The organism is Streptomyces sp. VTCC 41912, assembly GCF_045799175.1.
In the GTDB taxonomy this organism is placed as follows: domain Bacteria; phylum Actinomycetota; class Actinomycetes; order Streptomycetales; family Streptomycetaceae; genus Streptomyces; species Streptomyces albulus_C.
Genome location: NZ_JBJMAB010000003.1, coordinates 27,341 through 41,462 on the forward strand (window position 1 = coordinate 27,341; position 14,122 = coordinate 41,462).

The following is a 14,122-nucleotide window of genomic DNA, read 5'->3' on the forward strand; positions in this document are numbered from 1 at the left end:
ATACGACGGCCGGCCGGCCACCGTTACGCGGGCACGTCGTATTCGAGGACGTACGCGGCCGAGTCCAGGACCATCTCGTTGACCTCCACCGCGCGCCCGCCGTCCGCGAAGGCGGTGCGGACGATGACGATCACCGGCGTGCCCGCGCCGAGCCGCAGCCGGTCCACCTCCCCCTCGGACGGCATCCGGCTGCGGACCTCCTCCCGGAAGTGCACGGGCGCGCTGCCCAGTTCGGCCAGGCGCGCGTAGACGCCGCCGGGTCCGGTGTCCTCGTCGACGACCGCGGAACCGGCCACCAACGCGGCGGGCAGGAAGCTCGTGGCCCACAGCACCGGCTTGCCGTCGAGGACGAACCGACGCCGGCGCACGCACGCCGGCTCCCCCGATGCCATGCCGAGCACGTGCGCGACGGCCGCGGGCGCCGCCTCCTCCGTGACGGCGACCTGGTCGACGACCAGCTCCCGCGCCCCGACCTCGGCCGACCAGACGGACCGTCCCGCTCCCCACCACTCCCGCGCGAGCCGCTGGCCGCCTCGGCGGCGCAGCAGTGGCGGGGCGTCCCGGAGGGCGGCGGCCTCGTCCCACCCCTCGGCGCGGTCTCGGCACTGCGGCTGCGGCTGCGGCTGCGGCTGCGGCTGCGGCTGCGGCTGCGGCTGACCCTGCTCCTCGGCGTTCATGCGCCCTCCTCGCGGGACTGGGGACCTCGTCGGCGGAATTCGTACCCGAATGGCGATGAGTCCGGCACCGCGCGACGGTCGATACAGAGGACGGCCCCCGGGCCGCCGATCAACCGATCACCGTCAGCCGGACGTCCGGCCCCCTCACCAGGAGCGCGTCATGCCGAAGATCACCCCCAACCTCTGGTTCGACACCCAGGGCATGGAGGCCGCCGAGTTCTACTGCTCGGTCTTCCCGAACTCGAAGATCAAGAACGTCACGCACTACACGGAGGGCAGTCCGGGTACGCCCGGCACGGTGCTGACCGTCGAGTTCGAACTGGACGGCCGGGAGTTCATCGCGCTCAACGGCGGACCGCAGTTCACCTTCGACGAGGCCATCTCCTTCGTCGTCACCTGCGCCGACCAGGAGGAGATCGACCACTACTGGGCCAAGCTCTCCGAGGGTGGCGAGGAGGGCCCCTGCGGCTGGCTGAAGGACAAGTACGGAGTGTCCTGGCAGGTCGCCCCGGACGGAATGGCCGACATCCTGAACGACCCCGACCGGGCCCGAGCGGCCCGCGCGATGCAGGCCGTGATGGGCATGAAGAAGCTGGACATCGCCGCCATCAGGGCGGCGGCCGACGGGAAGGGGTGAGCCGCCTGGCGGTGACACGGCAACGGCCCCCGGTTTGGTGGCCGTTCTGCCCATCACTCGGCGCAACAGGGTCAGCGGGACAGCCCGTTGTCCTTGACCGCCATGATGAACGAGGAGAAAGAGGTAGCCGAAAAGGAGAGGACCGGCCCCTCCACGGCCTTGCTGTCCCGGACCGGGACGACGCCGTGCGGGAGCACGAGGTTGGTGGCGACCTCGATGCACTGGCCGCCGTTGCTGCTGTAGCTGCTCTTGACCCAATGGGGAGATTCAGTCGTCACGGTGTGCCCCTTCGCAACTGTTTGATCAAGGCCACAGAGTCCACCTGCGAGCAGGCTTCGGCCTGTAGCTGATGGTAGGCCGTTAGATGAGGCTGAACTGATTTCATGTCGCGCTCAAGTCGTCCTTGCTGCGACGACTCGGCGTAGGCAATGTGAGCCCGGTCCGGGAGGGTGAGCAGCGTGACAGGTAGGTCGAACGCCCGTCGCTCACCCAGGTCGTACGGGGCTACTTGGAAGACCGTGGAAGGCGACTCGGCGAACTCCAGGAGCCGATCCAACTGCTCAGCCATGACCTGTGGTCCGCCGACCGGACGCCTCACACAACTCTCGTCCAGGACGACGAATACCATCGGTGGCGGAGTCCGTTCGAGGGAAGCCTGCCGCTTCGCGAGGAGGGACAGCCGTTCTTCCGCTTGTTGTTCTGTGATCGCACCCCGGCGGACAGCACCAGCCGTGATGGCGGCGGCGTAGTTGGGCACCTGGAGCAGTCCAGGGATGATTCCCAGCTCGAAGAGCCTGATCTCCGTCGCCTGCGCCTCGAGCGGCACGAATTCGTCGAACCCTTCCAGTATCGCGCTGGCCCACACGGCACGGCCCTGACGTTCCAACCGATCGCCCGTGCCGAACACCCTGTCGGCACTCGCCGCGAAACGAGGAGTTGGAGGACGACGCCCAGTTTCTACGGCGGAAATGTGCGTCGGGGAAAATCCCATGTGCGCCGCCAGCTCTTCCTGCGTCCATCCGCGCTCGTCTCGCAGGCCGCGTAAACGCCGTGCGAAGCGGCCACCGGGCGAGTCGTCGGACTCTACGTTCTTCCGGTTCACCATCTGGGTCACCAACTCTCCACCCATATCGCGCAAGTTGAGGACTCTCTGACTGTAGGCCACGCTGAATGCGCTTGGTAGCGAAAGCGCTACGGAGAGTTCAAGAAGGGTGGCCTTGTGGCTGGCTCTCTACACGCCACGTGGCGTGTGCGACGGAGCACCCTGCGACGAGGAATGGGAACCCACCTGCGACGAGCGGCCCGGGCACCCGCGGGATAGGTAACCGCAACTGACGGCCCGGGGCATGCCCCTCAACCCCATGGAGGTTGACGACAGTGCCGCACACTATCCGAACGATCTTCGAAATTCTGCTGGGCCTGTTACTGCCCGCCCACGGCTGTCACCGGGTGACCGGCGCCTGGCCCACCGCACGGCACGAACGCCGCGTGCAGCGCGGTCGGCGGCGGGAGTTGTGGCTGGCGGTGCACGGTGTCGACGTCGGGCCGCGTCGGCTGCACGGGGTGGAGGTGGCGGCGCGGTGAACGCCATCGACGGCGCGCGGCTGTTGCCGTGGACCAGTTGGGACGGGAAGCCGTGCTATCTCCTGCGCGGCAACGGGATCGGGTACGTCTCCCGGCTCGCCGACCGGGTCGAGGCGGAGCAGCTGGCCTCGGCGGCCGAACTCGTCGAGGATTCCGGCCGGGTGCTCGCCGAGCGTGCGTGGACGCCCGGTGAAATCCACCTGTTGGCGGTGGAGTTGAACGCCCACCTCACCAAGGTGCTGCGGGTGTCGGAGAGTCGGGGTGCCCGTCTGCTGTTCCTGGAGGGCGTCTCCGATGAGGGCGACGAGGACAGCGGAGGGGACGGCGGAGGGTTCGAGGCTCCACCCGTCGCCTAGGTCCGCCCGTCGCGTAGCGCAGAGCGGGCAGGTGTTGAGGGGCGTAGGGCTGGACCGTCCCTCGCCCCAGCCGCAACTTCCCCCGACCGGAAAGGCCCTGAGCCGGGACGGCCCCCGTCCCGTCCGTACTCACGGACTCAGCGCACGGTCCGGTCCGTCCTGCGGGGAGCGTCCCGGGCGCTCCCCTGAAGGGTGCCGCGGCGGGTCCGCCCGTGCGGTGAGGGAAGACGGTCCCGCCCGGTGGGCCCAGGGAGCGCCGGGTGGGGCCGGCCGACGGTGGGTGCCGGGCGGGGCCGGTGGTCCGTCGGGCCTCGGGCCCGGGGCGGCGGGTGAACTCCCGCCGCCCGGTGGGGTCGTCAGGCCAGCGCCAGCCAGGCCGCGCCGGCCACCACCACGAGGGCGACGATGACGCCGACGATCAGGCCGACGCGCGGGCCGGCGGACGCCTGCTGGGGTACGGGAGCGCGGCGGCCGCCCTGGGGGGCACCGCCCTGCGGGGCGCCGTCGTCGTCCACGAAGGCTTTGAACATCTGCGTGCTGCCCGCCGGGTCGTAGTTGCCCTCGGCCTGGTTCTGCGGGTTGGTCGCCATGGAGAAGGACCCTAGCGAACCCCGGGCGTGGGGGCACCCTTGGGGCGCGTATCCTCCGCGTGCACGCGCGGGCGCGGCGGACAGGGGTGCCGTGACCTCGCCTACGGAGCGCGTATCGCCTGGTCACGGAGCGCAGGCGGGGCGTCTACGCGGGGCTGCGTGACGCGTACATGGCGTGAGCACCCGGGGTGGACACGGGGGACGGGGCCACACAAAGGCCGCGCGACCGCCGGACCGACCCGCCCCTACCGCATTGACCAGCATCTTTACGCGCCAAAACGGATTTCTTGGGATTTACATGGGCCAGGCTTTGCCTTTTCCATGCCCCCTCGACCGCCAAATCGTTTGCCTTCAGCAACCAACTTTGCCTATGGTTGCCCCAAGCAACAAAACACCGCGTAGGTTGCGCAGGTGAAGAGGCATGGAGGAGCCGGTGGCCGCTCACAGTCAGTACGAAGAGCTGGCCCGGCAACTCAGCGCCATCGGGGCCGTCAAGCGGGAGATGGGGCGGATCCTGCCCCAGGACTGCCCGCCGGCGTCGGCCGGAGTGCTCACGCTCCTCGACCGGCACGGCGAGATGCGGATGAGCCAGCTGGCCGAGCTGCTCGCGATCGACATGTCGGTGACCAGCCGGCACGTCGCGCACATCGCTGAGCGCGGCTGGATCGAGCGCGAGCCCGATCCGGCGGACAAGCGGTCGCGGCTGCTGCGGCTGACCCCGAAGGGCAGGGAGCTCCTGGCGGAGCTCGCCGAGCGCTACACGCAGACGCTCGCCCGGTACTTGGACGACTGGACCGACACCGACGTCGGACACCTCATCGAGCTGCTCGCCAGGCTCCGCACGAGCTTCGGCGACTGCCGCACCCGGGCACATCACGACTCCCCCTCCCCCACCCGCACCCCCGCAGCCGGATGAGCAGCGAAGCAAAGGAAGTAAGGAACTACATGGCTACGACCTCACCAGCAGGTGTGCGGGGCGGGCATGCCAAGCATGGGGGCGGCCACGGCGGCTCCCATGACGGCCCCATGACACACCGTCAGATCATGGAGGCGCTGTCCGGGCTGCTGCTCGGCATGTTCGTCGCCATCCTGTCGTCGACGATCGTCTCCAACGCGCTGCCGCACATCATTCACGACCTGCACGGCGGGCAGAGCGCGTACACCTGGGTCGTGACCGCGGCGCTGCTGGCGATGACCGCGACCACGCCGCTCTGGGGCAAGCTCTCCGACCTGTTCAGCAAGAAGGCGCTCGTCCAGATCGCGCTGATCATCTACGTCAGCGGTTCGGTCATCGCGGGTCTGTCGCAGAACACCGGGATGCTGATCGCCTGCCGTGTGGTGCAGGGCATCGGTGTCGGTGGCCTGTCGGCGCTGGCGCAGATCGTCATGGCCGCGATGATCTCCCCGCGTGAGCGCGGACGGTACAGCGGCTACCTGGGCGCGACCTTCGCCGTCGCGACCGTCGGCGGACCGCTGCTCGGCGGCGTCATCACCGACACCAGCTGGCTCGGCTGGCGCTGGTGCTTCTACGTCGGCGTGCCGTTCGCGATCATCGCGCTGATCGTGCTCCAGAAGACCCTGAAGCTCCCGGTCATCAAGCGCGAGGGCGTCAAGGTCGACTGGCTCGGCTCGTTCTTCATCGCCGCCGCGGTCACCCTGCTGCTGGTGTGGGTCACCCTGGCCGGCACGAACTACGACTGGATCTCCTGGCAGACCTTCGCCATGGTCGGCGGTGCGGTCCTGCTCGCGGTGATCTTCGTGATCGTCGAGTCCAAGGTCGAACAGCCGCTGATCCCGCTGCGGTTGTTCCGCAACAAGACGATCACCCTGGCGACCATCGCCTCGCTGTGCGTCGGCGTCGGCATGTACAGCGGCACGGTCTTCTTCTCGCAGTACTTCCAGCTGGCCGAGGGCAAGACCCCGACGATGTCCGGCATCATGACCATCCCGATGGTCATGGGCCTGTTCCTCGCCTCGATGATCTCCGGCCAGATCATCACCCGCACCGGGCGCTGGAAGGTCTTCCTCGTCAGCGGTGGCGTGCTGCTCACCGCGGGCCTCGGCCTGCTGGGCACCCTGCGCGCGGACACCCCGTACTGGCACGCGGCCATCTACATGGCGCTGATGGGCCTGGGCGTCGGCATGATGATGCAGAACCTGGTCCTGGCGACCCAGAACCAGGTCGCGCCCCAAGACATCGGATCCGCCAGCTCGCTGGTCACTTTCTTCCGTACCCTCGGTGGTGCGGTGGGCGTCTCGGCGCTCGGCGCAGTGCTCGCCAACCGCGTCACGCACTACGTGACCGACGGCCTGACCGCCCTCGGTCCCAAGGCCGCCGCGGCGGCGAGCCACGGCAGCACCGGCAGCACCGGCATTCCGGACCTGTCCTCGCTGCCCGCCCCGATCCGGTCGATCATGGAGGACGCGTACGGGCACGGCGTCGGCGACGTCTTCCTCTACGCGGCTCCGTTCGCCCTACTCGCCCTGCTCATCACCCTGTTCATCAAGGAGGTCGCCTTGCGCAGCAAGTCCGGTACGGAGCGCAGCCTCGCCCAAGACGGCGACAGCGACGCGTCCCAGACCCCCGCGGCCGCCGCGGCGCCGGCCCCGCTCGCCGCGTCCGCCCCGGCGTCCGCCGCCGCGGTCGAGGAGCGGGAGCCCGCCTTGGTGGGTGCCGCCCCCTCCATATCCGACGACGACGGCCTGCACACCCCGTCCTGGGCCAAGCCGGCCCAGGCGACCCAGCCCCTGGCCGCCTACGCCTCCGCCGGCGGCGGCGACGCCGCCCCGGTCGGCCCCGCGGTGCACGGCTTCGTCCGCAACGCCGAGGGCAGCCCGGTGCCCCGCTCCGCCGTCACGCTGATCTCGCTCAGCGGCCGGCAGCTGGGCCGCTCGGTCGCCCAGGCCAACGGCTCCTACGCGCTCCAGGCGCCCGGCGCCGGCTCCTACGTCCTGATCGCGGCGGCCGACGGCCACCAGCCGCAGGCGTCCACGGTCGTCATCGGCGACGCGCCGCACGCCTACGACATCCTGCTCAGCGGCACCAGCGGCCTGGTCGGCCTGGTCCGCAGCGCGGTGACCGGCGAGGCGGTGGGCGGCGCGATGGTCGTCGTCACCGACGTCCGCGGCGAGGTCCTCGCCACCGGCCTGACCCCCGCCGAGGGCACCTTCGCCTTCGCCGAACTCACCCCCGGCACCTACACCGTGGCGGTCAACGCGGCGAACTACCGGCCCACCGCCCAGCCCGTCGAGGTCGGCGGCCAGGGCACCACCCGGACCGAGGTCGAGCTGCTGTCCGGCGCCCGGGTGCAGGGCGTCGTGCGGGCCGGTGCGGACCGCACCCCGCTGGCCGACGCCCGGGTCACCCTGGTCGACGCGGCGGGCAACGTCGTGGCCACCTCCACCACCGGTGCGGACGGCGCCTACGCCTTCACCGACCTGGACGCCGGCGACTACACGGTCATCGCGAGCGGCTACCCGCCGGTCGCCTCCGGCCTGGCGATCAACGCCGGCGGGGTGGACGGCTACGACGTCCAGCTCGCCCACCCCGGGGACTGACCCCGGCCCCGGGCCCCGCGACAGCGGCGGCCCGGGCGACACACCCCGGTCCGGGGCGCGCGTTGAGCGGAGGCGCGCCCCGGACCGGACCCGGGGCTCCGGCGGCGGCGCTGCGCACAGGCAGGGGACGGCCTGCAGCGCCGCCGCCGGAGTCCGACCCCCACCGACCGGCCGGGGAACGGTACGCGCCGGGGCCGGACCGGGACACCCGGGCCCGCAGGGCCCGACGGACCACACGCTCACACGGACACACGCACGGACAGGCACGGCACGCACCAGCACCACGCGGTACGCACCGGCACTGAACGGGAGAGGCACGCACATGACTTCGACGGGCGCGGGAGCTGCGGGAGTACGGGCGCAGGTCCGCACACGGGACGGCTGGGCGGTACAGCACGCCGTACTGACCGTCACCGACATGACGGGCGCGCAGGTGCTGCGGGCCTCCGCCGACGAGGAGGGCGTGGTGCGCAGCGCGGAGCCGCTGCCGGCCGGCCCCTACACGGTCATCATCACCGCGGTCGGCTACGCGCCGATCGCCTCCAGCGCGATCGTCACGGCCAGCGGCCGGATGGACGTCGGCAACGTCACCCTGGCCCGCCAGGGCGGCGTGGAGCTGCCGCCGCCGGGCCCCTGGACCATCGACCCCATGCACTCCACCGTGGCGGCGGTCGCCCAGCACCTGGGCATCTCCAGCGTGCACGGCCGCTTCACCGAGTTCAGCGGCCGGATCGACATCGCCGAGGACGTCGAGAAGTCCCGCGTGGAGGCGGTCATCAAGGCCGCGTCGATCGACACCGGCAACGGTATGCGCGACGGCCACCTGCGCAACGAGGACTTCCTCAACGTCGAGGTGTACCCGCAGATCACCTACCGCAGCACGGGCCTCGAACCGGCCGGCCCGGACCGTTGGACGGTGCACGGCGACCTCTCGCTGCACGGCGTGGTCCGCCCCGTGGACCTCGACCTCAGCTACCTCGGCACCGGCCCGGACCCGTGGGGCGGCGTCCGCGCCGCCTTCCGCGCCACCGCGGAACTGCGCCGCGAGGACTTCAAGATGAACTACAACCAGGTCGTGGCCGCCGGCATCGCCGCCATCGGCACCACCCTGAAGGTGGAACTGGACATCCAGGCCGTGCAGGGCGACAGCCTGCCCATGGCCTGAGCGGCGTCCGGACGCGGGTCCGTGCGCGTCCGCGCGAAGGGGCGGGCCCCGGCGAGTTCTCTCGCCGGGGCCCGCCCCTTCGGCTACGACCGGAGCGCCTCGCGTGGCTCGGGCGCGGTGGCGGCGGTCTCCCACACCGTCAGGAAGGCCAGCCGCAGACAGGCCGCGAGCGCCGGATGCTCGATGACCAGGGCGGTGGTGGAGTCCCCGCCGGCCACCGGGTCGGGCATGTCGCACAGCACCAACGAGGCGTCGGCGATGACGAGTTTGAGCGGCAGGTCCGCGGTGAAGCGGGCCTCCTCGCCGGCCTCCGCGAAGCTGCGGACGTTGGTGAGCATGCCGGCGTCCTCCAGCGCCCCGGAGGAGTAGATGGCGCGGACGGTGCCGCCGGCCCGGTGCAGGCGGCGGGCGGCCGTCATGCCCTCGGCGTTCTCCGCGGGGGCGACGAACGGCGGCTTGCAGAAGCTCAACAGCTCGTGGCGGGCCTGGCGTTGGATGTCCGCGAACCGTTCGGCGATCGCCGCCGGATCGCGCAGGACCTCGACGTAGTCGAGCGGGTCGCTGTGCCGGCGGCCGTCCGCCCAGAGCGGCTGGAGGGAGGTGGCCAGCGTGTCGGAGGCGCGCTCCAGCCGCTCCAGGGACTCGCGTTGCAGCGCCACCAGCCGGGCCACGGCGAGTTCGGGCGCGACGGCCGAATAGGTCGCCACCCGTCCTGGGTGCGCATTGGCCAGCCGCCGCCGAACCAGCGCGTCCAGTACGTCGTACACCCGCTGGCGCGGCACGTCGGCCTCGCGCGCGACCTCTGCGGCGGTGTACGACTCCCGTCTGATCAGGGCGAGATAGACCCGTGCTTCGTAACGGGCCAGCCCCAGCGCGACGAGGTTGCCGACCGCGTCCTCTTCCCACTCCATGACGCACCAAGGTATCGGGCCGCGCCGCCCGGCGGGTCGGTGTCCGGGAGGCTGCCAAAAGCGGACCAGGAGAAGGCTTTGCCGTAACCGGGTGTCCCTTTGACGGTGTGTTCACTACTTTCCTCATAAGCCACCACTGACCGGGGTGGCACCCATCGAGTGCACGTGCGCGACGCACCACCGGAGTTGCCCGGAGTCCACGGGGGGCCGGACGTCATGCCTGCGACGTGACGGGGGACCGTGCGGGGGCTGCACCTCACCCCTGCGCCTTCCTGCCTGTCATGTCCGTGACATGCCGCCCGGACCGCGCGACACCGCGACTCCGGTCCCCACCCGCACCACCGGCACCACCGCGTTTCAGCACCGCACCCGCACCCCCCACCCGGCGCCCGCGGACCGTCGGCCGCCGGCCCCCTCTCCCCCCACGGAGGTCATTCCCTTGCCTTCCCTGCGACAGCGCACGGCGGACAACGGCAGAGCGGACCGCACCGGAGGGCTGGCGCGCCGCGGCGTCCCGGCCCTGCTCTCGGCGGCCACCCTCGTCCTCGGCGGCCTGATCGCCGCCGCCCCGGCAGGCGCCGCGCCGGCCCCGGCCGCCCCGCACGCGTCCCCCACCGCGTCGACGTCCACCGCCGTCCACACCCACCGCCTGTGCTCGGAGCCGACCAAGCCCGGCTACATGGCGTGCAACGCGGTGGCCCGCACGGACGTGAAGCAGAGCCTGTCCCTCGGCCGCCACCTCACCCCGTCCGGCTTCGGCCCCAGCGACCTGCAGAGCGCGTACAAGCTGCCGAAGACCGGCGGTTCGGGCCAGACGGTGGCGATCATCGACGCCAACGACGACCCCAACGCCGAGAAGGACCTGGCCACCTACCGCAAGCAGTACGGCCTGCCCGACTGCACCACCGCCAACGGCTGCTTCAAGAAGGTCGACCAGAACGGCGGCACCAAGTACCCGGCGCCGGACTCCGGTTGGGCCGGCGAGATATCGCTCGACGTCGACATGGTCAGCGCGGCCTGCCCCTCCTGCCACATCCTGCTGGTCGAGGCGAACAGCGCCAACATGGACGACCTGGGCGCGGCGGTGAACCGCGCGGTCACCATGGGCGCCAAGTTCGTCTCCAACAGCTACGGCGGCGGCGAGGACTCCACCGACCCCACCTCGGACGAGAAGTACTTCAAGCACCCGGGCGTCGCGATCACCGTCAGCTCCGGTGACAGCGGCTACGGCGTCGAGTACCCGGCGGCCTCGCAGTACGTCACCGCGGTCGGCGGCACCTCGCTCAAGAAGGACAGCAGCACGCGCGGCTGGAGCGAGTCGGTCTGGGGCACCAAGGCGGGCGGCGAGGGCGCCGGTTCCGGCTGCTCGCAGTACGACGCCAAGCCGTCCTGGCAGAAGGACACCGGCTGCGCCAAGCGCGCCGTGGCGGACGTCGCCTCGGTCGCCGACCCGGCCACCGGCCTGGCGGTCTACGACAGCTACCAGGCCACCGGCTGGAACGTGTACGGCGGCACCAGCGCCTCCGCCCCGTTCATCGCCGGCGTCTACGCCCTCGCGGGTGCCCCGGGCGCGTCCGACACCGCGGCCTCGTACCCGTACACCCACGCCTCCGCGCTGAACGACGTCACCAGCGGCGCCAACGGCTCCTGCTCGCCGGCGTACCTCTGCACGGCGGGCAAGGGCTACGACGGCCCGACCGGCCTCGGCACCCCGAACGGCACCGCGGCCTTCACCAAGTGATCCACCCCCCGGTGGTCTGACCCGGCTGCGGTGCGGTCACCCGACCGCACCGCAGCCGGCCGACCGCCCCACCGACCGTCGCAGTCCGGTGCCCGTCCGACGAACCGGACTGCGACCCGCAACCCGTGGGCCCGGACCGTTCCCGACCGGTCCGGGCCCGCACCCGTACCGACCTGGTGGCGGTGTGAGATGACCCAGTCGTGCCCGGTGCGCCAGCCCCGGCTCTGCGGGGCGACCCGACCGGAGGACAGCAACAACCCGCGGCCCTGCGCCCGGACCGAACACCGCGGGGGCCAGCACATCGACCGGCAGGGCGTCGCGTGGTCCGAGCGGATCGAGACGCGGTAGCCGCGGGTGCGATCCCCGCTCGCCGCGCGGCTCGGGCGCTCAGTCCGCCCGGCCGGCCCGCATCGCGTCGATGCCCGCGATCTGGAGGTCGAGGGCGAAGGCGAAGTCGCGGTCGAGCATGTCGAGGGCGCTGGCGTCGGGCATGGCGTAGCCGGCCCGGGCGGAGAGCTCCATCGTCTCGGTGAAGTCGGGTCGGTCCGAGATCGCCGCGATGACGTGGGCGAAGTAGTCGTCGATGCTCAGGCCGGCGGCGCGGCAGCGGGCCTCGTGCAGACTGCGGATGGTGGCGAAGCCGTAGACGAAGTGGAAGAGCGAGGCCAGGGCGCCGGAGGTGCCGTCCGGGCCCAGCCCGCTGCGGGCCATGACCCGCAGGGTGGCGCTGGAGAACGCCATGGAGTGCGGGCCGATGTTGAGGACCTCGCCGAGCAGGCGCGGCGCCCACGGGTGCCGCAGCAGGACGTCGCGGTAGGTGGTGGCCAGGCCGCGGAGCTGGTCGCGCCAGTCGGCGGTGTCGTCGTCGGCGTCGTCGGGCAGCGCCAGTTCGCCGGCCACCGCGTCCACGGCCAGTTCGAGCAGGTCGTCCTTGGTGTCGACGTACCAGTACAGGGACATCGCGGTCACGCCGAGTTCGGCGGCCAGGCGCCGCATGGAGAACTTGGCCAGGCCCTCGGCGTCGAGCAGCCGGACGGTCGCCTCGACGATCTTGTCGAGGCCGAGTCCGGCCGGCTGCTCCGCCTTTCTCCTGAGCGGGGGGCGCCCGGTCAGCCAGACGCTGTGCGGTCGCTGCTCGGCGCGCTCGTTCGTCGCCGCTGCCATGGCGCCCCTCCTTGGGTCGTGCGGTAGGACGAGACCTCCGGGCGCGCCCCGTCGGGACGGCCGTCGGCCCGGACGGGACGAGCGGGGTCCCGTCTTCCGACTCCGATGCTATTCCGCCGCCGCGGTGGCCGGATCATGGCCGGTGGCCGGCGCCGGAACCGCGGCCGCGCGCTCGACGCGCTCCGCCCGCCGCAGCAGCACCGCGGCGGTGAGCCCGCCGAGGAACACCGCCACCGCACCGACCAACTGGCTGGTGCCGATGCCGGACGCGAAGGCGTCGTGGACGGCGGTGCGCTCGTGGGCGGTGTGCGTGCGGCCCAGGGCCGCGGGGAGCGACCCGGCGCCGGCGGCCACCACCGGGAGCAGCGCGGCGAAGCGGGAGTTGAGGACCGCGCCGAGCACCGCGACGCCCAGGCCCTGGCCGAACTCCATCAGGGTGCCGTTGACGCCGGCGCCGACGCCCGCCTTGGCCGGCGGGATCGCGGACATGACGGCGTTGGCCATCGTCGGCATCGCGATCGCCACGCCGACGCCCATGACGACCAGGCCGACGAGCATGCCGCCGTAGCTGTGGCCACCCAGCAGGGATATCGCGGCGAGGCCGCCGGCCAGCAGGGACATCCCGGTGACGATCATGCCCGGGGTGCCGAAGCGGGGCATCAGCCGGGCACCCAGGCCGGTGAAGTTGATCAGCACGACGGTGAGCGCGAGCGGCGCCATCCGCAGACCGGCGTCCAACGGGCCGAAGCCGAGCACCAGTTGGAGGTGCTGGGTGAGCAGGAACATCGAGCCGCCCATGCCGAAGGCGACCAGGATGCCGCCGGCGACCGCGCCGACGAACCGGCGGTTGCGGAAGAAGTTCATGTCCAGCATGGGGTGCGGGATGCGCAGCTCCCAGAAGGCGAAGAGCGCCAGGCCCACGACGCCGACGGCGGCCGACAGCAGCACCCGGTCCGACAGCCAGCCGTGCACCGGCCCCGAGATGATCGCGAAGACCACCCCGACCATGCCGACCATCGACAGCAGCGCGCCCAGCACGTCCGGGCGCTCACCGCCGCGGCTCTTGGACTCGGGGACCAGCGCGAGGACGGCGACCAGCGAGATCCCCACGACCGGGAGGTTGACCAGGAACAGCGAGCCCCACCAGAAGTGGTCGAGCAGCGTGCCGCCGATCAGCGGCCCGGCGGCGAAGCCCAGCGAGTTCACCGAGCTCCAGATGCCGATGGCCTTGGGCCGCTCCGCGTCGTCGAATATCTGCATCACGACGGCGAGGGTGGTGGTCATCAGCAGCGCCCCGCCGATCCCCATCCCGGCCCGGGCGGCGATCAGCTGGCCGGGCGAGTGGGCGAGGGTGGCGGCGAGCGAGGCGATGCCGAACAGCGCCAGGCCCACGGCGAGCATCTTCTTGCGGCCGTAGCGGTCCGCGGAGTTGCCCGCGATCAGCAGCAGGCCGGACTGGACCAGCGAATAGGCGTTGAGCATCCACTGGACGTCGGCGGTGGTCGCGCCCAGTTCCTCGGTGAGGGACGGGACGGCGACGTTGAGCACGGTGTTGTCGAGGACGACCGTGAGCTGCGCCAGGCAGATGGCGGCGAGGATCAGCCAGCGGGTGGCGGGCCGGCCGGGGGATTGGAGGGCGGCGGTGGCATCGGGGGCCACGGCGGGCATACGAGCTCCCTGTACGGTGCGAGCGGATGGCTTACACCGTACAGGGACTCTTATACGCCGTACATTTCGTT

15 protein-coding genes are annotated in these 14,122 nt (G+C 71.6%); 8 read left to right on the forward strand and 7 right to left on the reverse strand.

All coding sequences use genetic code 11. From position 1 onward, the window contains the following. Window positions 1-23: 23 nt before the first annotated feature. A complete protein-coding gene (locus tag ACJ6WD_RS05530; RefSeq protein WP_407615224.1) occupies window positions 24-677 on the reverse strand; it encodes a GntR family transcriptional regulator in 654 nt (217 codons plus the stop codon). Between the two features lie 160 nt (window positions 678-837). Between ACJ6WD_RS05530 and ACJ6WD_RS05535 the strand changes: the two genes are divergently transcribed. Further along, entirely contained in the window at window positions 838-1,314 is a 477-nt protein-coding gene (locus ACJ6WD_RS05535) for a VOC family protein (RefSeq protein WP_407615225.1), read from the forward strand. Between the two features lie 71 nt (window positions 1,315-1,385). Here the strand turns inward: ACJ6WD_RS05535 and ACJ6WD_RS05540 are convergent, their stop codons facing one another. After that, window positions 1,386-1,592: a DUF397 domain-containing protein gene (locus ACJ6WD_RS05540; RefSeq protein WP_376558902.1), complete on the reverse strand. Its 207-nt coding sequence runs from the start codon at window positions 1,590-1,592 to the stop codon at window positions 1,386-1,388. After that, on the reverse strand, window positions 1,589-2,419 hold the full coding sequence (locus tag ACJ6WD_RS05545) for a Scr1 family TA system antitoxin-like transcriptional regulator (RefSeq protein WP_376447234.1): 831 nt from the start codon (window positions 2,417-2,419) through the stop codon (window positions 1,589-1,591). The genes ACJ6WD_RS05540 and ACJ6WD_RS05545 overlap by 4 nt, the downstream gene beginning before the upstream one ends. A gap of 272 nt (window positions 2,420-2,691) precedes the next feature. Between ACJ6WD_RS05545 and ACJ6WD_RS05550 the strand changes: the two genes are divergently transcribed. Beyond that, window positions 2,692-2,898, forward strand: coding sequence for a hypothetical protein (locus ACJ6WD_RS05550; RefSeq protein WP_407615226.1), 207 nt, complete (start codon window positions 2,692-2,694; stop codon window positions 2,896-2,898). Then, window positions 2,895-3,254, forward strand: a complete 360-nt coding sequence (locus tag ACJ6WD_RS05555) for a hypothetical protein (protein WP_407615227.1) — start codon at window positions 2,895-2,897, stop codon at window positions 3,252-3,254. The genes ACJ6WD_RS05550 and ACJ6WD_RS05555 overlap by 4 nt, the downstream gene beginning before the upstream one ends. A gap of 356 nt (window positions 3,255-3,610) precedes the next feature. Here ACJ6WD_RS05555 and ACJ6WD_RS05560 read toward each other — a convergent pair whose 3' ends face one another. Then, entirely contained in the window at window positions 3,611-3,844 is a 234-nt protein-coding gene (locus ACJ6WD_RS05560) for a hypothetical protein (RefSeq protein ID WP_233661485.1), read from the reverse strand. Between the two features lie 433 nt (window positions 3,845-4,277). Between ACJ6WD_RS05560 and ACJ6WD_RS05565 the strand changes: the two genes are divergently transcribed. The 3 genes from ACJ6WD_RS05565 (at window position 4,278) to ACJ6WD_RS05575 (ending at window position 8,567) form a co-directional block, all read left to right on the forward strand. Next, window positions 4,278-4,760: a MarR family winged helix-turn-helix transcriptional regulator gene (locus tag ACJ6WD_RS05565; RefSeq protein ID WP_037635873.1), complete on the forward strand. Its 483-nt coding sequence runs from the start codon at window positions 4,278-4,280 to the stop codon at window positions 4,758-4,760. A 29-nt stretch (window positions 4,761-4,789) separates the two neighbouring features. Further along, complete coding sequence (locus ACJ6WD_RS05570; RefSeq protein ID WP_376447233.1) at window positions 4,790-7,402, forward strand: MFS transporter; 2,613 nt, start codon at window positions 4,790-4,792, stop codon at window positions 7,400-7,402. A 322-nt stretch (window positions 7,403-7,724) separates the two neighbouring features. Continuing rightward, window positions 7,725-8,567 carry a YceI family protein gene (locus tag ACJ6WD_RS05575; RefSeq protein ID WP_233661483.1) on the forward strand — a complete coding sequence of 281 codons (843 nt, stop codon included), beginning with the start codon at window positions 7,725-7,727 and terminating at the stop codon, window positions 8,565-8,567. A gap of 83 nt (window positions 8,568-8,650) precedes the next feature. Here ACJ6WD_RS05575 and ACJ6WD_RS05580 read toward each other — a convergent pair whose 3' ends face one another. Then, window positions 8,651-9,478 (reverse strand): TrmB family transcriptional regulator, encoded by an 828-nt coding sequence (locus ACJ6WD_RS05580; protein WP_038520621.1) that lies wholly within the window; start codon window positions 9,476-9,478, stop codon window positions 8,651-8,653. Window positions 9,479-9,974: 496 nt separating this feature from the next. Between ACJ6WD_RS05580 and ACJ6WD_RS05585 the strand changes: the two genes are divergently transcribed. Beyond that, the gene (locus ACJ6WD_RS05585; RefSeq protein WP_376712405.1) at window positions 9,975-11,219 is read left to right on the forward strand and encodes a S8 family serine peptidase; all 1,245 of its coding nucleotides are present in this window, start codon (window positions 9,975-9,977) and stop codon (window positions 11,217-11,219) included. A gap of 189 nt (window positions 11,220-11,408) precedes the next feature. Next, window positions 11,409-11,567 (forward strand): hypothetical protein, encoded by a 159-nt coding sequence (locus tag ACJ6WD_RS05590; RefSeq protein ID WP_407615228.1) that lies wholly within the window; start codon window positions 11,409-11,411, stop codon window positions 11,565-11,567. 39 nt (window positions 11,568-11,606) lie between these two features. Here ACJ6WD_RS05590 and ACJ6WD_RS05595 read toward each other — a convergent pair whose 3' ends face one another. Beyond that, on the reverse strand, window positions 11,607-12,383 hold the full coding sequence (locus ACJ6WD_RS05595) for a TetR/AcrR family transcriptional regulator (RefSeq protein ID WP_402539453.1): 777 nt from the start codon (window positions 12,381-12,383) through the stop codon (window positions 11,607-11,609). Window positions 12,384-12,491: 108 nt separating this feature from the next. Continuing rightward, window positions 12,492-14,051: an MFS transporter gene (locus ACJ6WD_RS05600; RefSeq protein ID WP_407615229.1), complete on the reverse strand. Its 1,560-nt coding sequence runs from the start codon at window positions 14,049-14,051 to the stop codon at window positions 12,492-12,494. Window positions 14,052-14,122: the final 71 nt, after the last annotated feature.

What these genes read in the sequence shown, in the direction of transcription:
- ACJ6WD_RS05530 (WP_407615224.1), bottom strand. Translation starts at nt 677, where the DNA reads ATGAACGCCGAGGAGCAGGGTCAGCCGCAGCCGCAGCCGCAGCCGCAG.
- ACJ6WD_RS05535 (WP_407615225.1), top strand. Translation starts at nt 838, where the DNA reads ATGCCGAAGATCACCCCCAACCTCTGGTTCGACACCCAGGGCATGGAG.
- ACJ6WD_RS05545 (WP_376447234.1), bottom strand. Translation starts at nt 2,419, where the DNA reads ATGGTGAACCGGAAGAACGTAGAGTCCGACGACTCGCCCGGTGGCCGC.
- ACJ6WD_RS05560 (WP_233661485.1), bottom strand. Translation starts at nt 3,844, where the DNA reads ATGGCGACCAACCCGCAGAACCAGGCCGAGGGCAACTACGACCCGGCG.
- ACJ6WD_RS05570 (WP_376447233.1), top strand. Translation starts at nt 4,790, where the DNA reads ATGGCTACGACCTCACCAGCAGGTGTGCGGGGCGGGCATGCCAAGCAT.
- ACJ6WD_RS05575 (WP_233661483.1), top strand. Translation starts at nt 7,725, where the DNA reads ATGACTTCGACGGGCGCGGGAGCTGCGGGAGTACGGGCGCAGGTCCGC.
- ACJ6WD_RS05580 (WP_038520621.1), bottom strand. Translation starts at nt 9,478, where the DNA reads ATGGAGTGGGAAGAGGACGCGGTCGGCAACCTCGTCGCGCTGGGGCTG.
- ACJ6WD_RS05590 (WP_407615228.1), top strand. Translation starts at nt 11,409, where the DNA reads ATGACCCAGTCGTGCCCGGTGCGCCAGCCCCGGCTCTGCGGGGCGACC.
- ACJ6WD_RS05595 (WP_402539453.1), bottom strand. Translation starts at nt 12,383, where the DNA reads ATGGCAGCGGCGACGAACGAGCGCGCCGAGCAGCGACCGCACAGCGTC.
- ACJ6WD_RS05600 (WP_407615229.1), bottom strand. Translation starts at nt 14,051, where the DNA reads ATGCCCGCCGTGGCCCCCGATGCCACCGCCGCCCTCCAATCCCCCGGC.